Origin of the sequence: Crossiella cryophila (genome assembly GCF_014204915.1) — a bacterium.
GTDB classification, from domain to species: Bacteria; Actinomycetota; Actinomycetes; order Mycobacteriales; family Pseudonocardiaceae; genus Crossiella; species Crossiella cryophila.
Genome location: NZ_JACHMH010000001.1, coordinates 3,312,190 through 3,333,355, shown reverse-complemented (window position 1 = coordinate 3,333,355; position 21,166 = coordinate 3,312,190). Strand labels below are relative to the sequence as shown.

Genomic DNA, 21,166 nt, shown 5'->3' with positions numbered 1-21,166 from the left:
CGGTCAGACCCGCGTCAGCTCAGCGCACGCCGGCAGGCGCACGCCGCCGGGACAGCGCGTCCACGCTGGCCGCCAGCAGCAGCACCAGCCCGGTGACGATGGAGACCACCGCGGCGGGCTCGCCGAGCAGTCGCAGACCGTTCTCGATGGTGGCGATGACCGCGCCGCCGACGACCGCGTCCCGCACCCGGCCCTTGCCGCCGAAGAGCGAGGTGCCGCCGATGACGGCCGCGCCGACGGCGAAGAGCAAGGTGTTGCCGCCACCGGCCTGCGGGTCGACCGAACCGACCTTCGAGGAGTAGATGATCGCACCGATCGCGGCGATGGTGGAGGCGATCACGAACACCGACATCCTGATCTTGCGCACGTCGATGCCCGCCCGGCGGGCCGCCTCGGCGTTGCCGCCGACGGCGTAGACGTGCCGGCCGTAGCGGGTGCGGTCGAGCACGAAGGTGCCGATGACCAGCAGGAACAGCACGATGGGCACCACGTAGGGCACGCCGGCGATGGTGATCGCCTCGTTCAGGCTGCGGTTGAGCGTGAGCAGGTAGGTGCCGATCGCGCCGAGCACCACCACCGCACCGACCTTGACCAGCACCAGCGAGGTCGGCGGGGCCACCAGCTTCTTCTTCAGCCTGCCGAAGTGCCTGGTCAGCACGGCCACCGCGTAGCCGCCGACGACCAGCACCAGCAGCAGCCAGCTCAGCCCGATGGACAGGTTGCCGTTGGCCACCTCGAACAGCACGCCGTCGCCGACGCCCAGGGTGCCGCCCTCGCCGATGTACTGCAGGACAACGCCCTGCCAGGCGAGGAACAGGGCCAGGGTCACCACGAAGGACGGGATGCCCACCCTGGCGACCAGGAAGCCGGTGAGGCAGCCGATCGCGGTGCCGAAGCAGATCGCGAGCAGGATCTCCACCCACGGGTTGGCCGGCACGCCGACGATCATGATCCCGGCGGCCAGCACGGCCGGGATGGCGGCCACCCAGAGCCTGGTGAGCACGGCCATCGCCGCGGCGACCAGCAGGCCGATGATGGTGATGATGAAGACCGCGAGGCCCATCTTGCCGAGCAGGTTGCCGCCGGTGGACAGGTGCAGCGCGAAGATCGCCGCGGTGACGCCGGAGGCGGTGCCGGCGGAGAGGTCGATCTCGCCGAGCAGCAGCACGAACACCAGGCCCATGCCGATGACCACGGTGCCCGCGCCCTGGGCGAGCAGGTTGGACAGGTTGCCCAGGGTGAGGAAGTCACTGGACTGGCTGGCGAAGAAGAGGAAGAGCACGGCGAGTCCGCCAAGGGCGGGCAGCACGCCGAGCTGGCCGCCGCGCAGCCGGGCGCCGTAGTCGCCGACGGCCTGGCCGAAGCTGCGCTGCGTGTTGTCGATGCCGAAGTCGGCGACGGCGGTCGAGCCGCCATCGGGCTTGGCGGCCCCGGTGTCGGCTTGGGTCTCGGTCATCTGGAGTTCCTTGGGTGAAAAAGTGCGCGGGAAGGTTCAGTGGCGGCTGCGCCGACTCAGATCGTGGCGGCTTCCGGCTTGGCGATGCCGATGTCGCCGGTGCGGCCCGAGGTGATCAGCTCGACCGCCTGGGCGTGCGACAGGCTCTTGGTCGGCACCTGGGCGGCCAGGCGGCCCAGGTAGAGCGCGGCCACGGTGTCGGAGACCTCGAACACGTCGTTCATGTTGTGGCTGATCAGCACCACGCCGAGCCCGTTGTCGGCGAGCCTGCGCACCAGGTCGAGGACCTGGCGGGTCTGGGCCACGCCCAGCGCGGCGGTCGGCTCGTCGAGCAGCACCACCTTGCTGTCCCACAGCACCGACTTGGCGATGGCCACGGTCTGCCGCTGCCCACCGGAGAGCGAGGCCACCGGGGTGCGCACCGACTTCACCGTGCGCACGGACAGGTCGGCGAGCACCTTGCGGGCCGCCTGCTCCATGGCCGCGTCGTCCAGGGTCAGGCCGTTGGTCTTCTCCCGGCCGAGGAACATGTTGTCCACGATGTCGAGGTTGTCGCACAGCGCGAGGTCCTGGTACACGACCTCGATGCCCAGCGCGGCCGCGTCCCTCGGGCTGCCGATGGCCACCGGCTGCCCGTTGAACAGGATCTCGCCTGATTCGGTCGGGTGGATGCCCGCGATGCACTTGACCAGCGTGGACTTGCCCGCGCCGTTGTCACCGACCAGCGCGGTGACCTCACCGGCCTTGACCGCCAGGTCCACGTCGTGCAGCACGTGCACCGGACCGAAGCTCTTGTTCACGCCGCGCAGTTCGAGAATGTTGCTCACTGCTGGAACTCCAGGTTGAGAAGAAAGTGCTCAGGCATGAGCCAACGGCAGGGCGGGTCGGGGGGCGCCGCCCTGCCGTGGCGATCAACCAGCCGGATCTGCCCGGCTGAGTCTCATCCGTCGATCAACCGACGGTGATTCCCGCTTCCTTGCACTTCGCGACCAGGTCGTCCTTGCAGAACTCGGTCGCCTTGACGAAGCCCGAGTCCACCACGACCTTGACGTTGGCCTTGGTGATGGTCTGCGCGGACAGCAGCACCGACTTCACGTCGCGCTTGCCCTCCGGGTCCTTCTCGATGCCGGTGGCCAGCGCGTCGGCCGAGGCCTTGTCGTTCTTGGCCAGCGCGATCGCGATCTTGGCCGCGTTGCTGGCCTCCTCGGCGATCGGCTTGAACACGGTCATGCACTGGTCGCCACGCAGGATGTTGGCCAGCGCGGCCGGGTCGGCGTCCTGGCCGGTGACCGGGACCTTGCCGTTGAGGCCGTTCTTCTTCAGCACGGTGATCACCGCGGAGGCGAGACCGTCGTTGGCAGCGAGCACGCCGTCAACCTTGCCGTTGTTGCGGGTCAGCTCCTGCTCGAAGATCGTGTTACCGAGCTGGTTGTCCCACTTCTGCACCCACTGGTCGCCACCGAGCTTGGCCTGACCGGAGGAGTAGAGCGGCTTGAGGATCTTGTCGGCGCCGTTCTTGAACAGCGTGGCGTTGTAGTCCTCGGGACCGCCGTTGATCTGCACGATGTTCGGGGTGGGCTTGCCCTTGAGGCAGTCCACCAGCCCCTGCCCCTGCAGCTCGCCGACCTTGGTGTTGTCGAAGGAGACGTAGTAGTCCGCCGAACCGCCAAGGGTCAGGCGGTCGTAGTCGATGGTCGGGATGCCTGCGGCCTTGGCCTTCTTCTGCACCGCCGCGCCACCCTCGTTGCTCAGGCGCGCGATCATCAGGACCTTGACGCCCTGGGTGATGAACGAGTCGGCGATGGTGGAGAACTTGCCGGGGTCGTTCTCCGCGTTCTGGATCAGCGGGGTGACCCCCGCCTCCTTGAGCGCCTTCTCCAGCAGGGGCTTGTCGAAGCCCTCCCAGCGGGCCGAGGTCTTGGTGTCCGGGAGGATCACACCCACCTTGGGTCCGCTGCCTTCGGACCCACTCGCGCCGGTGGTGCTACCGCCACCACCGGTGCTGTTCGCTCCGCACGCCGACAGGGCCAGGGCCAACCCCGAGCCGACGGCGATCAGGCCAAGCGTCTTGCTCCGCATCCGCCCGTTCCTCCTACTGCCGTGGTCGTGACACTCCGCGACGAGCGTCACGACCCGGAAATGTTGTGGGTCACAACGTATGCCTCGGATAGACGAATCGGAAGCCTTCTGAATCCATACAGAAGGACAGAAGAGACACGATGGTGGCACGGGCTGATAACCGGCGCGTAACTCGTGTGAGAGCGCGTTCGCGGAGGTAGCACGGGGTTCGGCCAATCGCGCGACTCGCCCGGGGTGTGCTGGGGTGGTCGATCTGTCGGCGTGTTAGCCGTTGTTGTACGGGGTGTTGGCCGATGTGGGACACCTGGTTGGCCGTTGTGGGTGTTCGGGGGTGTCTGGGGGGTCCGTCGTTCGTCCGTAACTGCCGACGTGGTGTACGAGATCGGCCAACACTCCGGTGGGGGTTCTCAAGCCTTGGCGTGTTGGCCGTTCTGGTACGGCGTGTTGGCCGTTGTTGTACGGGGTGTTGGCCGGTGTGGGCGGGTTGGTTCACGAGCGGAAGATCAAGATCAAGGGCGTCCTCGCCGGACGGGCAGGAATCAAAGGATGGGGGGAGGTTCAAAGTCAAGGGCAGAGAGCAGTGCTCGTGCGGTTCCCCATCCCCGTCAGCCTTCCGATACCAAACCACATCCTGGGCGCGCGGACCCGTGCGGTTGGGTGGCTAGGGCGGCGGCGGGTTGCGGGTCCGCGCGCCCAGGATGCGGTGTGTCCTCTCCAGGCTGACGGGGATGGGGAACCGCTCAGGTGGGGTTTGAAAAGCCACCCCGGCTGCCTGTGTGCGGGCTTCGCCCGGTCGCGGCGCGTGTTAACGGCCTAGCCGCAGCGTTCCCGGGCTTCGCCCGCTTGCCCGCAACGCTCACCGCTCCGGGCTCCGCCCGCCCACAACAGTTCTAACCGCCCAGCCGCCAGCCTCCGGGCTTCGCCCGCCTGCCCCCAACGCTCCCCGCTCCGGGCTTCGCCCGCCCGGCGTCCCACAACGGCCAACACTCCGTACCAAAGCGGCCAACACTCCGTACGACAACGGCCAACACTCGGGATGATCTTGGTTTGGGTTACCAGGTTCTGAGGGTGACTATTCGTTCTTCTAGTTCCTCGATGCTGGCCATGGGGGTTGGGGGGCCGCCGCATTGGCGGCGGAGTTCGTTGTGGATCACGCCGTGGGGTTTGCCTGTGCGGTGGTGGATCATCGCTACCAGGGTGTTCAGTTCTTTGCGCAGGCTGTGGATGCGTTCGGAGACTGAGACGGCGCGTGGGGGTGGCGGGGCGGCGGCCGGTTGGGTGTTTTTGCGTTTGGTGGCGTTGGCCAGTTGTTGTTCCTGGCGCTGGCGGAGCAGGGTGCGGACCTGGTCGGGTTCCAGGAGGCCGGGTAGGCCCAGGTACTCCTGCTCTTCCTCGGTGCCTGCCAGGGCGGCGGTGCCGAAGGAGGAGCCGTCGTAGATCACCTGGTCGAGTTCGGCCGAGGCGCTCAGGGCGGTGAAGGCCTTCTCGTCCTCGCCCAGTTCGTCCTGCTGCTGGTTGGCCTGCTGGAGCAGTTCGTCGTCCCAGCCGTCCTTCTCCCGGTGCGGCTTGCCAAGGACGTGGTCGCGCTGCGCTTCCAGCTCGCTGGCCAGGCCCAGTAGCACCGGCACGCTGGGCAGGAAGACGCTCGCGGTCTCGCCTGCCCGCCTGGCCCGCACGAAGCGGCCGATGGCCTGGGCGAAGAACAGCGGGGTGGAGGCGCTGGTGGCGTAGACGCCAACGGCCAGTCTTGGCACGTCCACGCCCTCGGAGACCATCCGCACCGCGACCAGCCAGCGGTCCGTGGTCTGGGAGAACTGGCTGATCCGGCCGGACGCCTTGGGGTCGTCGGAGAGCACGATGGTGGGCTCGGTGCCGGTGACCTGGTGCAGGATGTTCGCGTACGCCTTGGCGGTGACGTGGTCGGTGGCGATGACCAGGCCGCCCGCGTCGGGGACCTCGGCGCGCTTCTGGGTGAGCCTGCGGTCGGCGGCCTTGAGCACCGCGGGCATCCACTCGCCTGCCGGGTCCAGCGCGGTGCGCCAGGCCCGCGCGGTCTGCTCCTGGGTCAGTGGCTCGCCGAGGCGGGCGCTGAACTCCTCGCCGGCGTTGTTCCGCCAGTGCGCCTCGCCCGAGTAGGCCAGGAAGATCACCGGGCGGACCACGCCGTCACGCAGTGCGTCGGCGTAGCCGTAGGAGTGGTCGGCCCGGCTGCGCTCGAAGCCGTCGCCGCCGCGCTCGTAGGTGATGAACGGGATCTGCGAGTCGTCGCTGCGGAAGGGCGTCCCGGTCAGCGAGAGCCGCCGCACCGCGGGGGTGAACGCCTCGCGGACCGCGTCGCCCCAGCTCTTGGCGTCGCCGCCGTGGTGGATCTCGTCCAGGATGACCAGGGTCTTGCGGTTCTCCGTGCGTACCCGGTGCAGCGTGGGGTGCGCGGCGATCTGGGCGTAGGTGACCGCGACGCCGCGGTAGTCCCGCGAGGTGACGCCGGTGGTGTTGCGGAAGTTCGGGTCGATGGCGATGCCGACCTCGCTGGCCGCCTGCGCCCACTGGTGCTTGAGGTGCTCGGTCGGCGTGACGATGGTGACCGACTCGACCGTGCGGTCGGCCAGCAGCTCCAGCGCCACCCGCAGCCCGAAGGTGGTCTTGCCCGCGCCGGGGGTCGCCACGGCCAGGAAGTCCTGCGGTTTCGCCGCCAGGTACTTGGTCAGCGCGCGGCGTTGCCAGGCGCGAAGTGGCCTGGTGGCGACCTTCGTGCGTGGCGAGCGCAGCGACGGGTCGGAGTCAATGTCGGCTTCCAGGGCCTCGGTCACTCTCGCGCTCCCCTCGCCACTCGAAGATCCACACCCATTGGGTCACATGCGAAAGCCCTCCGCGACAGTGGTCCCCGAGGGCCCTGCGAGCCTACCCCGCCGACGGGGGTGCTCCGTTCCACGACCCGGCCGGTGGGTAACCGATGAGGGTGACGACACACCCGTTTTGCGGGGTTCCGCATCAGGACGGCGGGCCATGCAGCATGCTTGGCGGTGCGATGACTTCGCCGCTGGAAGACCCGGACGAACGCGGTACGAGCGCCGCGAAGCCGAAGCGTGCTCGACGCGGGCCGCTGCGGCTGTTGGCGCGCACCCTGCAAAAGGCGTGGGACGACTCCATCTTCAGCGAGGCCGCCGAGGCCGCGTTCTGGCAGACGCTGTCGCTGCCGCCGCTGCTGCTCGGGCTGCTGGGCTCGCTGGGCTTCATCGCGGACTGGATCGGCCCTGACGTCATCCAGATCGTGCACAGCCGGATCATCGAGCTGTCCGGGAAGGTCTTCACCCCGAACGTGGTGGACGGGGTGATCGGCGACACCGTCACCAACATCCTGACCAAGGGCCAGAGCGAGATCGTCTCGATCGGCTTCCTGATCTCGCTGTGGGCGGGTTCCTCGGCCACCGCCTCCTTCGTGGACGCCATCACCGTGGCGCACGGCCAGTACGGCGCCCGCAACCTGGTCTGGCAGCGGATCCTGTCCCTGCTGCTCTACCTGGTCACGCTGGTGCTGCTGATCATCGGCCTGCCGGTGCTGGCACTGGGTCCCGAACTGCTGCCGGAGGTGTTCCCGGAGAGCTGGAAACCCACGGTCAGCCTGTGGGTGAACCGGTTCTACTACCCGGGCACCGGCCTGCTGCTGGTACTCGCGCTGGCCACGCTGTACAAGGTCGCGCTGCCGCGCAAACTGCCCTGGCACCGCGGGCTGCCCGGCGCGGCGCTGGCCATGGTGTTCTTCCTGATCTCCAGCTACGGGCTGCGGCTCTACATCTCCTGGGTGACCAGCACCGGGTTCACCTACGGCGCGCTGGCCACCCCGATCGCCTTCCTGCTGTTCGCCTTCGTGATCGGCATCGCGATCGTGCTCGGCGCGCACTTCAACGCGGCCATCCAGGAGCTGTGGCCGGCCAGCATGACCCGCAGGGAGCGGCGGCGCTGGCGGCGGCTGGAGATGGTGCGCACCGCGGAGAAGCTGCGCAGCCAGGCCGAGCAGGAGGCGTGGCGGCAGGTCGCCGAGGAGAACGAGCCGGACCACGACGGACCGGTCACCACCGTGCGCGGAGCGGACGGCGCGACGCTGGCCGGACCGGGCCGCTCCAGTGCCGCCGGAGCGGGGATCACCCCGGCGCCGGAACCACCCAGTCCGCCCCCGGGTCCGGGCGTGTCGCCACTGGGTCCGACCGTGGAACTGCCGCCGGTCAGCTCGCCCGCGGACACCAATCCGACCGTCCGGGTGCCGCGCAGTGGGTCAGCCCAGGGTGGCCCGCAGGGCGAGCAGGTGCCCTAGCCGGGCCGCGCCCGCCCTGGCCTGTTCGGTCAGCTCGGTCCGCCGCCGCCCGAACTCGGCCAGCGGCACCGAGAAGGCCAGTGCCCCGCTGATCCGCCCCGCACAGTCGCGCACCGGCGCGGCCACGCAGGCCAGCTCCGGCCGGAACTCCTCGATCTCGGCGGCCACCCCGGTGTGCCGGACCTCCAGGAGTTGCTCCTCCAGCGCGGGCAGTGCGGTCAGCGTGCGTTCGGTGGCCCGCCGCATGCCGGCCCCGGCGAAGTACTCCCGCCGCCGCTGCGGGCTCATCGCGGCCAGCAGCACCTTGCCGAACGCGGTGCCCTGCGCCGCCTCGTGGAAGCCGACGTCGAGCGGCTCGACCCTGGGCGCCTCCACCGAGTCGGCGATCTCGGCCACCACGATGTCGTTGTCCCGCATCACGGTGTAGTAGGCGGGCACCCCGGCCAGCTCGTGCACCTCGCGCAGCAGGCCGGAGACCTCGGGGCAGACCTCCAGCTGGATCCGCAGCGCTCTGTCCAAAGTGGTCAGTTTGTAGCCGAGGCCGTAACCGCGCTGCTGGTTGAGCCGGACCAGATATCCCTCGTACACCAACGTGTTCAGCAGGTGGTAGGTGCTGGACAGGTTGAGTCCGAGCCGCCTGGCGACCGCCTTGGCGGTGACGCCGTCGCCGAAGTCGGCCACCGCCTCCAGTACCTGCAGGGCGCGGCGGACCGAGCCGAGCAGCCCGGCTGGCGCTGGCAGTGGCGGCGGTTCGGGGTCAGGCATGCCCGACAGGGTTGCCGCCCGACGGGGCCCGGCACAAGGACCTTCCGGGCATTACCTGGTCACGCGATGGGCGCCCTGGCCCGCAAAAGAGCCACGAACTCACGCATCCAGGCCGGGTGGTCCGGCCAGGCGCGGGCGGTGATCATCGGGCCGTCCACGACCACCTCGTCGTCGACGAACTCCCCGCCACCGGCCAGCACGTCCGGCGCGCATTCCGGGTAGGCCGCGGTGCGCCGGTCCTTGAGCAGGCCCACAGCAGCCGGGACGAGCGCGCCGTGGCACAGGTGCGCGACCGGTTTCCCGGCCTCGAAGAAGTGGGTCACGATCCGCTGTACGTGCTCGTCGTTGCGCAGGTACTCCGGCGCCCGGCCACCCGGGATGACCAGGGCCACGTACCCGGCCGGATCCACCTCGCGGAAGGCCAGGTCGGCGGGCCAGGTGTAGCCGGGCTTCTCGGTGTAGGTGTCGTGCCCGTCCACGAAGTCGTGCACCACGAACTGCAATCGCTTGGCCGAGGGCGCCGCGATGTCCACGTCGTAGCCCTCCTCGCGCAGCCGCTGGTACGGGTAGAGGACCTCCAGCGATTCGGCGGCGTCGCCGGTGACGATCAGGACCTTGGGCATGGTCCTGATCGTGGGCACCGGCGACGCCGACGGTCAACGCGGGAGTTTCCGCCCAGCGAGAATCAGGACAAATCAGGCAGCCACCGGGAGCGGGCGGGCCGCCCCGTCCGGCTGCGCGGCCTGGTCCTGCCGCCGGGCCCAGCCCCGCACCAGGAAGGCCACCCCGAGTCCGGCCAGCGCGGGCAGCGCGGCCACCGGGCCGACCAGGTCGAGCCCGAACCCGCCGGTGATCACCGCACCGCCGAGCACCGGGCCGAGCGCGGCGGCCACGTTGAACGCGGAGATGTTCACCGAGGCCACCAGTCCCCCCGCCGGTTCGGCCTGCCGCATCAGCCAGGTGTGCAGCAGCGGACCGGTGGCGAAGGCCGAGGCGCCGAGCAGGAACAACGCGAGCACGCTGGTCGCCTTGGTGTGCATGGCCATTCCCTGCACCAGCAGCACCAGGCTGAGCGCGCCGATGGTGAACGGCAGCACCCTGGGGATCAGCTCGGGCCGGACCCGGCCGGCGATGTTGCTGCCCACCACCGTGCCCAGGCCGTAGACCAGCAGCACCACAGTGGCCCAGCCGGGCGAGAACCCGGTGATCTCCCGCAGTGCCGGGGTGACGTAGGTGAAGGTGGTGATCATGCCGGTGAAGGCCAGCACGGTGGTGGTCAGGCCGAGCAGGATGGAACGGCGGCCGAAGACGTGCATGCTGGCCCGGAAACCGGCGTCCGGCGCGTGGTCCACCTTGGGGCAGGCCAGGATCACGCCGAGCATGCCGATCGCGGCCAGCGCGGTCACCAGCACGAAAGAGGCCCGCCAGCCGTAGGCCTGACCGACCAGGGTACCGACCGGCACACCGGCCACAGTGGACAGTGCGACGCCGTTGACCACCTTGGCGATGGCCGCGGTCTGGCGTTCCGGCGGCACCGAGGCGGTGGCCACCTGGGAGGCGACCGCGAAGAACAGGCCCTGGGCCAGCGCGGCCACCATCCGGGCGCCCATCAGCACGGTGTAGTTCTCGGCGATGGAGGAGAGCAGGCTGCCCGCGACGCCGAGGGCCATGACTCCGATCAGCAACGGCCGCCTCGGCAGGCGGCGGGTGAACACGGTCAGCACGGGGCCACCGACAGCGACGGCGATGGCATAGCCCGTGACCAGCAAACCGGCCACGGACAGGGGGACGCCCAGGTCGGACGCGACCTCCGGCAGCACGCCGACAACGACGAACTCGGAGGTCCCCACAGCGAACGCGCACAACATCAGGACGAAAGCGATCACGGGAAAAGACGCTAAAGTCTGACATGAGTGTGAGGGTCAAGCCGCGGGTGACCCATCGCTCTCTTCAGCCGCCATGGGAATAACCGGAGGTCAGATGCGAATCGGCGAACTGAGCCAGCGCACCGGGGTGAGCATCCGGATGCTCCGATACTACGAGGAGCAGGGGCTGCTGCGCCCGGACCGGACCGAATCCGGGTACCGGGTCTACGCCGAGGCCGATGTGGACCGGGTCGGCAAGATCCGCTGCATGATCTCCTCGGCGCTGCCCTCGCACCTGGTCGCGCCGGTGTTGCAGGCCCTGCACGGCGAGCAGCCCGAGTACCCGGTGACGGCCGAGGACTGCCCGCCGCTGATGAAGATGCTGGACACCCAGCTCAGCACCATCAACGCGCGCATCGACGACCTGGTGACCAGCCGGGATCAGCTGGTCCAGTTCATGGCCGATCTGCGGCAGCGCTTCGACTGCGTCAGCGGGTGAGCGCGGCCCCGGCGTGGGTCAGGCCGGTGCCGTAGAAGCTGTTGCGGTCCTCGCCCGCGACACAGGTGGCATCGGGTTTGCCGTCGCCGTTGGGGTCGTAGAACTCGGGGCAGGGCAAGGACTTCGCCCGTTCCTGGAGTTCGGCGGCCAGCCGGTCGCCGCGCCAGAACGGGTGCCGGGAGGCCAGCAGCGCGGCCACGCCGCTGACGTGCGGGGCGGCCATCGAGGTGCCGCTGTAGGCCGCGTACTCGCCGTTGGGGACGGTGGACCAGACCCGCACGCCGGGGGCGGCCAGGCCGATCGGGCCGATGCCGTGGTTGGAGAAGCGGGCCTTGACCAGCTTCTCGTCCACCGCGCCAGCGCCGAGCACGCCGGGCAGTTCGTGCGGCAGCCGGACGCAGTCGTTGGTGATCTCCCGGCGGGCCGGGGTGCCGTCGGCCGGGCTTTCGGTGTCGACCGTGCGGTTGTGCAGGTCGAGCGCGCCGTTGCCGCCGGAGGCGACCACCAGCACACCGCGGGACTGGGCGTGCGCGACCGCGCGGCCGACCGCGGTGCGGATCGCGGCCTGGTCGACGTGGCCGGGGCAGTGGTAGCGCCAGGGGGTGGCCCGGTAGCTGTTGTTGGTGATGCGGAAGTTGTGCTCGGCGGCCCACATGAAGCCGCAGATCATGCTCTCCGCGGTCTCGGTGTCGTCCTTCTCGGCCAGTTTCACCGCGGCCAGCCGCACGCCCGGCGCGACGCCCACGACGCCGGATCCGTTGCGGGCGGCGGCGATGGTGCCCGCCACGTGCGTGCCGTGGCCGTCCAGGGTGGGCCGCCAGCCGCCGGGGCTGCGGTCGGCCCAGCCGGAGACGCAGGAGACCGAGCGGCGGGTGTCCACCGCGTGCCGCAGGTCCGGGTGGGTGTCGTCCACGCCGGTGTCCAGCACGCCGACCACGACGTGGCGGCTGCCGGTGGTCTCCCGGTGCGCCTCGTCCAGGCCGAGCGCGGGCACGTCCCAGGCGGTGCCCTCCGGCGGGACCTGGGCGCTGGTGGGTGAACCCGGGCCGGTGTAGGTCAGGTCGCGGCGCGGCTTGAAGTATTCGAGCGGCACCTTGGTGGTGCGGGTGGCGCCGACCTCGGTCACGCCGCGGGCCTTGCGCACGGTGGCGGCGAAGTCGTCCCTGGCCGAGTAGGCCACCACGACCCCGATCCTCGGGTAGGCGGCGACCACGGTGCCGCCGGCCTGGCGCACCGCGCGCTCGGCCTGCCAGGCGCCCAGCGGGCCCGCCTTGCCGATCACCACGTGCGGCAGCACCGGCTGCCCAGGTTCCGCCTCGGCCGCCGAGACCTCCGGTGACGCGAGAACGCTGCCCAGCACCGCGAGCACACCCGCGGTGACCCCGATCCGCCGTGTCCATCCACCCAGTCGCACGGGCTGAGCATAGGGCCAGCGGCCGCCGGAAATAGATCCGATCTATGACTGGATGATGAACGCTTTCATTGGCAACTTCCCTACCGAAGGCCGATTGACGTCCGATGTATACCGCTCCTAGCGTCGGTGCCAGCCAAGCTCGAGGAGGAGCGATGCGCCGGATGGCCGCACTGTGCGCCGTGATCCTGGCGGCGCTGCTGAGCACCAGCCCGATCACCTCAGCCGCACCGCCCGCCCCACCGCCGGGGGCTGCCGCCGACGACCCGTTCACCGCGGCCCGCACCCAGTGGTGGCGGGACGCCCGATTCGGCATGTTCATCCACTTCGGCGCGTACTCCCAGCTGGAGGGCGAGTACCGCAGGCCGGACGGCTCGCTGTGCCAGGACGCCGAGTGGATCATGCGCAAGTGCAAGGTGCCGGTGACCGAGTACGAGCGCCAGGCCAAGGCGTTCAACCCGGCCCGGTTCAACGCCAAGGAGATCGTCGGCCTGGCCAAGGCCGCGGGCCAGCAGTACATCGTGATCACCAGCAAGCACCACGACGGCTACGCGATGTGGCCCACCGCGGTGAACCGGTGGAACCTGCGCGAGCACTCCGCGTTCGACAAGAACCGGGACCTGCTGGCCGAGTTGAAGGCCGAGGCGGACCGGCAGGGCATCAAGTTCGGGCTGTACTACTCGATCTGGGACTGGCACGACCCCGACGCCGCCCAGCTCGCCAGCTACGACAAGTACAAGGCGCGGATGCGGGCCCAGCTCACCGAGCTGGTCGACCGCTACGACCCGGCGGTGCTGTGGTTCGACGGCGACTGGGCCGCGGACGGCCCGACCCTGCACTGGACCCGCCGCGACGGCGCCGAGCTGGAGGGCTACCTGCGGGCGAGATCGCCGAACCTGCTGATCAACAACCGGATCAGCTACCGGCCTGCCGGGGTCAAGGAGCGGCGGGTGGTCGACGGGGATTTCGGCACCCCGGAACAGACCTTCCCGACCGGCACGGTGGACGCCCAGCTGTGGGAGTCCTGCATGACCATCGCCTCGAAGTGGGGTTTCGCCCGCTGGGACACCAACTGGAAGAACCACACCCAGCTCATCCGCAACCTGACCGACATCGCCGGTCGCGGCGGCAACTACCTGCTCAACGTCGGCCCCGACCGCACCGGTGTGGTGCCGTCGATCGCCGCGGACCGGTTGCGCGCCATGGGGAACTGGCTGCGCACCGCTGGACAGGGCGCGGCCGTGCTCGGCGCGGGTGAGCCGGGCGTGGTGGCCGATCCGGACTGGGGCGCGGTGAGCCGCACCGGCGACACCCTGCACGCCTCGGTCTACCAGTGGCCGCAGCCAGGGAAGTCCTTGCACCTCAAGGCGACCGTGCCGTTCACCGTGCTCGGCGCCCGGGTGCTCGGCAGCCCGCAGCCGGTCAGGGTCACGCCGTCCGGCGACGGATTCGACATCACGCCCAGCGGCAAGTTCACCAACGACGTGGCCAGCGTGATCGAGCTGCGGATCCGCCCGCAATCGCCTGTCCCGCCGGGGAATGGCAGCGGGCTGAGCGCGGAGTACTTCGGCAACCCCGACCTCGCCGGACCGCCCGAGTTGCGCCGGGTCGACCCGGAGGTCAACTTCGCCTGGCGGTTCGCCGGGGACCGGTTCTCGGTGCGGTGGCAGGGTTTCCTGCAGCCGCGGTTCTCCGAGACCTACACCCTGCGCACGGTCTCCGACGAGGCGATCCGGGTCTGGGTGGACGGGAAGCTGGTCATCGACGCGAACAACCCGCACGAGACCCGGGTCGACAAGGCCAGCCTCGCGCTGAAGGCCGGGCAGCGGCACGCGATCCGGATCGAGTACCGGGAGCAGACCGGCGAGGCTTTCGCCAAGTTGCTGTGGTCCAGCCCGAACCAGCCGCAGCAGATCGTGCCGCGTAGCCAGCTCTACCCCTCGACCCCGGGAGCGACGCGATGAGAACACTGCGACTGGCCCTGGTGCTCACCCTGTCCGCAGGCGCGCTCGCCGCGCTCCCGGCCGCCGCGGGCGAGGCCGTGCCGCCACAAGTGCGGGCGCGGGCGGTGGTGGCGCAGATGACCCTGGACGAGAAGATCGCCCAGCTGCACGGGATCCGCACCGAGACCCAGTACCGGGTGGTGCCCGGCCTGCCCCGGCTGAAGGTGCCGCCGCTGCTGGTGACCAACGGACCGGCCGGGGTCGGACCCGGTGACGTGGTGCAGCCCTCGGCCACCGCGCTGCCCGCGCCGATCTCCCTGGCCGCCACCTGGGACACCGCGGCCGCGCACCGCTACGGCGACCTGCTCGGCAAGGAGACCAGGCACGTCGGCCGGAACCTGATGGAGGCGCCCACGGTCAACATCGCCAGGGTGCCGGTGAACGGGCGCACCTTCGAGGGCTACGGCGAGGACCCGTACCTGGTGAGCAGGCTCGCGGTGGACAACATCCGCGGCATCGAGCGCAACGGGATCATGGGCAACGTCAAGCACTACCTTGGCAACAACCAGGAGCAGAACCGGTTCAAGGTCAACGACATCATCGACGAACGCACCCTGCGGGAGATCTACCTGCCCGCGTTCGAGGCCTCGGTCAAGGAGGCCGGGGTCGACTCGGTGATGTGCGCCTTCCCCAAGATCAATGGCACCTTCAGCTGTGAGAACCACCTGTTCCTTACGAAGATCCTCAAGCAGGAGTGGGGATTCCAGGGTTTCGTCACCTCCGACTTCGGCGCGGTGCACTCCACCGTGCCCACCGCCAACGCCGGGCTGGACGTGGAGATGCCCACCGGCAAGTACTTCGGCGCGGAGCTGAAGAAGGCGGTGCAGGCCGGTCAGGTGTCCACCGCGACCATCGACGACAAGCTGATCCGCCGCTACACCACCATGATCCGGGCCGGACTGTTCGACCGGCCCACCACCGTCACGCCGATCCCGGCTCGTGAGCACGGCGCGATCGCCAGGGACCTGGCCGCCCGTGGGATGGTGCTGCTGCGCAACGAGGGCGGGCTGCTCCCGTTGTCCGCCAACGGGTTGCGTTCGGTGGCGCTGATCGGGCCGTTCGCCACCGAGGCCAAGACCGGCGGTGGCGGCAGCTCCAAGGTCAAACCGCTCTACACGGTGCCGCCCCTGGACGGGTTGCGCGCCAAGCTGTCCGCCGACGCCACGGTCACCTTGCACGACGGCGCCGACCTGGCCGCCGCGACCGCCGCGGCCAAGGCCGCCCAGGTGGCGGTGGTGATGGTCGGGGACAACCAGACCGAGGGCAGGGACAAGCCGAACCTGTCCCTGGAGGGTCAGCAGGACGCGCTGGTCAGGGCGGTGGCCGCGGCCAGCCCGCGGACCGTGGTGGTGGTCAAGTCCGGCGGCCCGGTGCTGATGCCCTGGCTGGCCGAGACGCCCGCGGTGCTGCAGGCCTGGTACCCGGGTCAGGAGGACGGGAACGCGGTGGCCGACGTGCTCTTCGGCGCGGCCAACCCGGAGGGCAGGCTGCCGATCACCTTCCCGCGCGCCGAGGGCGACGTCCCGGCCAACACCCCCGAGCGCTACCCGGGGATCGGCGTGGACGCCCGGTACTCGGAGGGGATCTTCGTCGGCTACCGGCACTACGACACCAACGGCGTGCACCCGTTGTTCCCCTTCGGGTTCGGCCTGTCCTACACCAGCTTCGACTACCGCGGCCTGACCGCCCGGCGGGACGGGGACAAGGTGCGGGTCAGCGTCGAGGTCCGCAACACCGGGAGCCGGGCCGGGGTGGAGACCGTGCAGCTCTACGTCGGTGATCCCGGCACCGCGGCCGCGCCGGAACCGCCGTCCCAGCTCCAGGGCTTCGCCAAGGCGGCACTGGCGCCGGGTCAGGCCAAACGGGTCGAGCTGACCCTGGACGCCCGCTCGTTCAGCTACTGGGACACCGGGCAGCACCGCTGGCGGGTGGCGCCCGGCGAACACAAGATCATGGTGGGCGCGAGTTCCCGGGACCTGCGCCTGCACACCTCGGTGCGGCTGCCGGGGAGCTGACGGCCGGATGCGGGGTGGGGGCACCCATTGCCCCACCCCGCATCCCGGGTGGTCATCGGCGGTGGAACTTCACCACGTTGTCGTTGCGGTCGAAGCTGCCGTAGAAGGCCCAGTTCCGGAAACCGCCATCGCCCTTGCGGGTGAACTCGCCGTCGCCCTTGAACACCACCCAGTGGTAGTCGTGGTTGCGCGGGAAGGCATTCGCACACGGCACGGCCTTGGCGGTGCCCTGGGTGACGATGTCGTTGAAGTGCCCGCCACCCCAGGCGGTGGCCTTGTAGACCACGATGTTCTTGGACTTGTCCGAGCCGAAGCCCTGCAGCTCGTCGATCTTCTCGGACAGGTTGCACGGGTTGATGAACTCCGCGGCCACCGCGGCCTGCGGGGCGGCCACGGCCAGGGCGCCGGCCAGGGCGAGCATGGTCAGCCCGCGGGTGGCGATCGTCTTGGTCTTCATGGGTCTTGTCCTCGTCTGCTCAGCGGGCCAGGAACTTGACGTGCCGGTCATTGCGCTCGAACCGGCCGCTGAACGCCCAGTTCCGGTAACCGCCATCGCCCTTGCGGGTGAACTGGCCGTCCTTGAACACCATCCAGAAGATGTGCACCGTGTTGCCGAAGAATCCCTTGCACTCCTGCGCGGTCTCATGCCCCTGGAGCGCGATCCCGTTGAAATGGCTGGATTCCCGCGCGGTCGATTTCCACACCACGATGTTGTACTGGTCATTGGCGTCCCAGCCGCGCAGTTCCTGGAGCTTCACGCCCAGATCGCACGGATTGATCTCCGCCTGCGCGGCCAGCGGGGCCGCCACACTCAGCGCGCCGACCATGGCCAGCACCGCGGCGCCATAACCGGCCACTTTCTGCCGAATACTCATGTCTTGATGTCCTTTACGCCAGAGAGAAAGGTCAGGGTCGGCGGAAGTTCACGGTCTTGCCATCGCGGTCGAACCAGCCGCGCATTCCCCAGTTGATCCAGCCGCCGTCGCCGTTGTTGGTGAACTGTCCGGCCTCGGAGATCCACAGGCCGTAGTTCACGTGCCCGTAGCGGACATTCGCGTACAACTTCTTGCCGGTCAGCCGTTCGTTGTAGCCCTGGCTGAGATTCATCATGACGACGTTGTAGCGACCACCGCTCACCTCGAACGCGGTGTCCACCGCCTTCTCCACGAACTTGCCACGGTTGTCCTCGTTGATGTTGCTGATCGCGTTGGCCACCTGGAAACCGTTGGCCCCGTTGTCCAGGTGGATGGTCACCCCGGCACCCGAGGCGCCCTGCACGGACATCGTCCCGGCCTCGGCGGCCTGGGCGGGGAGGGCGGCCACACCGAGCAAGGTCAGCGCGGTCAACGGCAGGGCGGCGAGCATCGCCTTGAGCTTCACGACTGGTCCCTTCGATTCGATCCCGGCATCACGGCTTGCGGAAGTTGACGGTCATGCCGTCACGGGTGAACCAGCCGCGGAAGGCCCAGTTGATGTGCCCGCCGTCGCCGCGATTGGTGAAGGTGCCGGATTCGAAGACGATGACCCGGAAATCGGGGTAGCCGCTGTGCACGATGGCGTCGTAGACGATGTTGTGCAGATTCGCCGTGTACGGGTGGTTCTGCTTGGTGACCATCACGTTGTACCGCTGACCGGCGTCATAGAAGGAGCCCTCCATGATGCCGTTCACAAAACCGGAGCGGTTCTGGTTGTGCGCGATGGAATTGCTGATGATGTCGTAGAGCCGGTTGGTGATGTCCACGACGCTCTTGGTCACGTCAATGCTGAACCCGGCCGCCTGCGCGGCCGCCACCGCCGATTCCTGCGGGGCCGGGGCGGCCTGCGCGGTGGCCACCGGCAGCAACGCGCCACCGATGGCGGCGGCGCCGAGCAGGGCCGCGGTCAGCTTCCTCTGAATGGAACCCATCTCGATCTCCCTGATTCCTGGCCCGGCGCTTTCGCCGGGGTGAGGGAATCATGGGATCGGGGATTGCTCATTTCCCAGACCGGTCCACTGCTCATCCACTGCTCAGTCCTGCCCGGTCCTGCTCAGTGCCGCTCAGTCGCCGAGTTCGCCCGGTCCCTGGTAGGCGCCGATGTTGGGCACGCTGGGCATCGGGTTGCCGAAGAAGTCCCGGCTGCCCGCACCCTGCACCGGCTCCCCGGCGCGCAACGCGGGTGAGCCGGCGCGCAGCCGGTAGCCACCCAGGTCCAGCAGTCCGCTGGCCGAGCCGGGGTTGAGCAGCAGCGGGTCCGCGGTGACCGCGCGGCCGTCCCGCTCCGGCACCGGCATGTTGAAGTAGGCGTTGGCCAGGTAGCGCCCGTGCGGGTCCTGGATCATCGAACTGCCGCCGGCGCGGGCGAAGACGTTGTTGGCGGCCACGATCTGGGTGTCGGTGTAGTTGGCCACCAGCCGGGTGTCCCGGCCGGTGAAGAAGGTGTTGTGGTGGATGCGCACGTTGGTCGCCCGCGCGCAGCCGATGGAGATCACCGCGACGTCCGGGTGCCCGTCGTGCTGGCTGATGTTGTGCCGGAACACGCCGCCGTCGTTGACCATGTCCTTGTCGTTGCACACCAGCAGCGCGCCACCGTCGTTGTCGTGGCTGTAGTTGTACTGGTAGAGCACGTTCCTGGAGCCGCCGTCGAAGTCGAAGGCCATGCTGTCCCTGGTGCCGAAGCCGCCGGAGACCTCGTTGAACTGGATCAGCGTGTCATCGGAGTTCCACGGCCAGATCCCGGCGTTCCAGCCGGCGGAGCGCATGTTGAACTGGTGCACCCGGTTGCGCTCCACCAGGGCGCCCAGGGTGTTCTGCGGCACGATGCCGTCGCCGCCGACGTCGGTGACCGCGTTGTCCCGCACCACCAGGTCCCGGATCGGCGCGAAGGAGCTGCCGGGCCCGTTCGGGTGCTCGGCGCGGCGGGCCCAGTGCGAGATGGTGCCGATCCCGGTCCGGTCCACCCGGGAGACCCGGTTGCGCTCGATCACGATGTCGGAGAACCGGGTCGGCCGCAGCGCGCCCAGCGCGCCGAAGAGGATGCCGCCACTGGGGTCGGGATCCTTGTGGTCGGAGCCGTTGACGTCGTGCACCTCGACATCGGCCACGACGTAGTGGTGGCCGACCCCGAAGTCGGTCAGCGTCACGTAGATCCCGGCGCGTCGCTCCTCCGGCCCCGGCGGCGGCCCGAAGTTGCTCACCCGGATATCCCGGATCTCCCAGTACTGCACGTTGCGCAGATGCACCGCGGCCCGCGCGCCCCCACCCGCGATGTGCGGCTTCCCACCCTCGCCGTACGCCCCGAGCTGAACCGGCCGCCCCGGCGCACCCGACCCGCGCGGGCTGAGCACCCCCGCGCACTCGGTGCCCCGGCGCAACAACAGCCGATCCCCCGGCAGGAAGGTGAACCCATTGGCCTGGTCCAACCGCTGCCAGGGCGAGTCGGCCGACCCGGTACCCGGCCAGGCCGCCGAGCAGTCCAGGTGGAAGTCACGGGTCTGCGCGGCCGCTGGTGGCGCGTCGAGCAGGGACGTGGCCAGCACCACGACACCGAGCAGGGCGGGCACAGCACGACGGGCGAGCATCCACGTCTCCTTCCGCAGACCGATGTTGATCACCATCGGCACCAGCGGGGAAACGATTGAGTCACCGATCGGGCAAAGATCCCGGCCAGGCGTGCGGAATCCCTGAAGTGGTGACGCCACAGCGTGTTCGAGGACTACCTTCGGCCCGGTGGACGATCTGATCAGCGCACCGGGACGCCCAGCCCGCGCCTGGGCGTGGTCGGTGGTCACGCTCGGGGTGCTACTGGCGATCACCGCGACCCTGACCGGGCCGCTGGCGGCGGGGCTGGCCGGGGCGATGAGCGGCGTGGCGGCAGTGCTGTTCGGATCGGCGGCCCTGGCGGACGCGACCCGCGGCCAGTGGTGGACGCTGGCAGGCGCGGTACTCCTGGCCACCGGCACCGCAGCCAGCATCCTCCTCCGCACCTAACCCCAAACCGGCGTGTTGGCCGTTGTCGTACGGAGTGTTGGCCGTTCTTGTACGCCGTGTTGGCCGTTGTCGTACGGAGTGTTGGCGGTTGTTGTACGGCCGCAGGCCGCAGGCCGGGGGTTGGGGTTGGGGTTGGGGTTGGGGTTGGGGTTGGGGTTGGGGTTGGGGTTGGGGTTGGGGTTGGGGTTGGGGTTGGGGTTGGGGTTGGGGTGAAAACCCCACGACGAGGGTTCTCGTGTGTTCTCCGTACGGCCTGGAGCTTGCTGACCGCGCCCCGAGGAGCGGCCCCTGCAACACAATCCGCCGCCGACCCCGCCCAAGGTGACGGGGGCCGCTCCTCGGGGTGTGGTTGGCTTGCGGAAGGCCGTGCGGAGAACACGCGAGCCCTCGGAGCCACGCTGGAACCGGCCCCGGCAGCCTGCCCAGCCCCGCAACCTGCTCATCCCGGGGTTTGACTTGCCCTCCCCCCTCCGGTGGTCTGCCCGGCCGGCGAGGCCATCTTTTCCGCTCTTGATCTTTACGCTTGTGGCCTCTGCTGCTGAGGTACCCGAACGAAAGTCAAGATCAAGAGCGTCCTCGCCGGACGGGCAGAAATCAAAGGATGGGGGGGAAAGTCAAAGACAAGAGCAAAGACGAAGAGCAAGAGCAGTGCTCGTACGGTTCCCCCATCCCCGTCAGCCCTCCGATACCAAACCACATCCCGGGCACGCAGACCGTTGCGGTTGAGAGGCTAGGGCGGCGGCAGGTTGCGGTCTGCGCACCCGGGATGTGGTGTGTCCTCTCCAGGCTGACG

Annotated in this window: 18 protein-coding genes; 5 read left to right on the top strand and 13 right to left on the bottom strand. The window is 69.4% G+C overall.

Features of this window, described 5'->3' with window-relative positions:
- Positions 1–19: 19 nt before the first annotated feature.
- The 4 genes from HNR67_RS15475 to HNR67_RS15460 form a co-directional block, all read right to left on the bottom strand.
- Positions 20–1,456, bottom strand: coding sequence for a sugar ABC transporter permease (locus tag HNR67_RS15475; protein WP_185002783.1), 1,437 nt, complete (start codon positions 1,454–1,456; stop codon positions 20–22).
- A 56-nt stretch (positions 1,457–1,512) separates the two neighbouring features.
- A complete protein-coding gene (locus tag HNR67_RS15470) occupies positions 1,513–2,283 on the bottom strand; it encodes an ATP-binding cassette domain-containing protein (RefSeq protein ID WP_185002781.1) in 771 nt (256 codons plus the stop codon).
- Between the two features lie 124 nt (positions 2,284–2,407).
- Complete coding sequence (locus HNR67_RS15465) at positions 2,408–3,535, bottom strand: sugar ABC transporter substrate-binding protein (protein WP_185002780.1); 1,128 nt, start codon at positions 3,533–3,535, stop codon at positions 2,408–2,410.
- A 1,052-nt stretch (positions 3,536–4,587) separates the two neighbouring features.
- Positions 4,588–6,321 carry a DEAD/DEAH box helicase gene (locus HNR67_RS15460; RefSeq protein WP_407645176.1) on the bottom strand — a complete coding sequence of 578 codons (1,734 nt, stop codon included), beginning with the start codon at positions 6,319–6,321 and terminating at the stop codon, positions 4,588–4,590.
- 242 nt (positions 6,322–6,563) lie between these two features.
- On the opposite strand from HNR67_RS15460, the gene HNR67_RS15455 reads away from it, so the two are divergent.
- Complete coding sequence (locus HNR67_RS15455; protein ID WP_185002778.1) at positions 6,564–7,847, top strand: YihY/virulence factor BrkB family protein; 1,284 nt, start codon at positions 6,564–6,566, stop codon at positions 7,845–7,847.
- Here HNR67_RS15455 and HNR67_RS15450 read toward each other — a convergent pair.
- From HNR67_RS15450 to HNR67_RS15440, 3 genes are all read right to left on the bottom strand, one after another.
- On the bottom strand, positions 7,809–8,612 hold the full coding sequence (locus tag HNR67_RS15450) for an IclR family transcriptional regulator (RefSeq protein ID WP_185002776.1): 804 nt from the start codon (positions 8,610–8,612) through the stop codon (positions 7,809–7,811). The two genes, HNR67_RS15455 and HNR67_RS15450, sit on opposite strands and share 39 nt — an antisense overlap.
- Positions 8,613–8,671: 59 nt before the next feature.
- Positions 8,672–9,235 carry a DJ-1/PfpI family protein gene (locus tag HNR67_RS15445; protein ID WP_185002774.1) on the bottom strand — a complete coding sequence of 188 codons (564 nt, stop codon included), beginning with the start codon at positions 9,233–9,235 and terminating at the stop codon, positions 8,672–8,674.
- Positions 9,236–9,307: 72 nt separating this feature from the next.
- The gene (locus tag HNR67_RS15440) at positions 9,308–10,498 is read right to left on the bottom strand and encodes an MFS transporter (protein ID WP_312987322.1); all 1,191 of its coding nucleotides are present in this window, start codon (positions 10,496–10,498) and stop codon (positions 9,308–9,310) included.
- A gap of 94 nt (positions 10,499–10,592) precedes the next feature.
- On the opposite strand from HNR67_RS15440, the gene HNR67_RS15435 reads away from it, so the two are divergent.
- A complete protein-coding gene (locus HNR67_RS15435) occupies positions 10,593–10,976 on the top strand; it encodes a MerR family DNA-binding transcriptional regulator (protein ID WP_185002772.1) in 384 nt (127 codons plus the stop codon).
- Here HNR67_RS15435 and HNR67_RS45675 read toward each other — a convergent pair.
- A complete protein-coding gene (locus HNR67_RS45675) occupies positions 10,966–12,390 on the bottom strand; it encodes a S8 family peptidase (protein ID WP_312987320.1) in 1,425 nt (474 codons plus the stop codon). The two genes, HNR67_RS15435 and HNR67_RS45675, sit on opposite strands and share 11 nt — an antisense overlap.
- 152 nt (positions 12,391–12,542) lie before the next feature.
- Here HNR67_RS45675 and HNR67_RS15425 point away from each other — a divergent pair, with 152 nt between their 5' ends.
- Positions 12,543–14,351, top strand: coding sequence for an alpha-L-fucosidase (locus HNR67_RS15425; RefSeq protein ID WP_185002770.1), 1,809 nt, complete (start codon positions 12,543–12,545; stop codon positions 14,349–14,351).
- Positions 14,348–16,405 carry a beta-glucosidase gene (locus HNR67_RS15420; protein WP_185002769.1) on the top strand — a complete coding sequence of 686 codons (2,058 nt, stop codon included), beginning with the start codon at positions 14,348–14,350 and terminating at the stop codon, positions 16,403–16,405. The genes HNR67_RS15425 and HNR67_RS15420 overlap by 4 nt, the downstream gene beginning before the upstream one ends.
- 52 nt (positions 16,406–16,457) lie before the next feature.
- On the opposite strand, the gene HNR67_RS15415 is transcribed toward HNR67_RS15420, so the two are convergent.
- The 5 genes from HNR67_RS15415 to HNR67_RS15395 all read right to left on the bottom strand — a co-directional run bounded on the left by HNR67_RS15415 (position 16,458) and on the right by HNR67_RS15395 (position 19,964).
- The gene (locus HNR67_RS15415; protein ID WP_185002767.1) at positions 16,458–16,862 is read right to left on the bottom strand and encodes a hypothetical protein; all 405 of its coding nucleotides are present in this window, start codon (positions 16,860–16,862) and stop codon (positions 16,458–16,460) included.
- A gap of 19 nt (positions 16,863–16,881) precedes the next feature.
- The gene (locus tag HNR67_RS15410; RefSeq protein WP_185002765.1) at positions 16,882–17,280 is read right to left on the bottom strand and encodes a hypothetical protein; all 399 of its coding nucleotides are present in this window, start codon (positions 17,278–17,280) and stop codon (positions 16,882–16,884) included.
- A 31-nt stretch (positions 17,281–17,311) separates the two neighbouring features.
- Positions 17,312–17,785, bottom strand: a complete 474-nt coding sequence (locus HNR67_RS15405) for a stress protein (protein WP_185002763.1) — start codon at positions 17,783–17,785, stop codon at positions 17,312–17,314.
- A gap of 28 nt (positions 17,786–17,813) precedes the next feature.
- Positions 17,814–18,311, bottom strand: a complete 498-nt coding sequence (locus HNR67_RS15400; RefSeq protein WP_185002762.1) for a stress protein — start codon at positions 18,309–18,311, stop codon at positions 17,814–17,816.
- Positions 18,312–18,443: 132 nt separating this feature from the next.
- Positions 18,444–19,964, bottom strand: a complete 1,521-nt coding sequence (locus HNR67_RS15395; RefSeq protein ID WP_185002761.1) for a right-handed parallel beta-helix repeat-containing protein — start codon at positions 19,962–19,964, stop codon at positions 18,444–18,446.
- Positions 19,965–20,112: 148 nt separating this feature from the next.
- On the opposite strand from HNR67_RS15395, the gene HNR67_RS15390 reads away from it, so the two are divergent.
- Positions 20,113–20,373, top strand: coding sequence for a hypothetical protein (locus HNR67_RS15390; RefSeq protein WP_185002760.1), 261 nt, complete (start codon positions 20,113–20,115; stop codon positions 20,371–20,373).
- Positions 20,374–21,166: the final 793 nt, after the last annotated feature.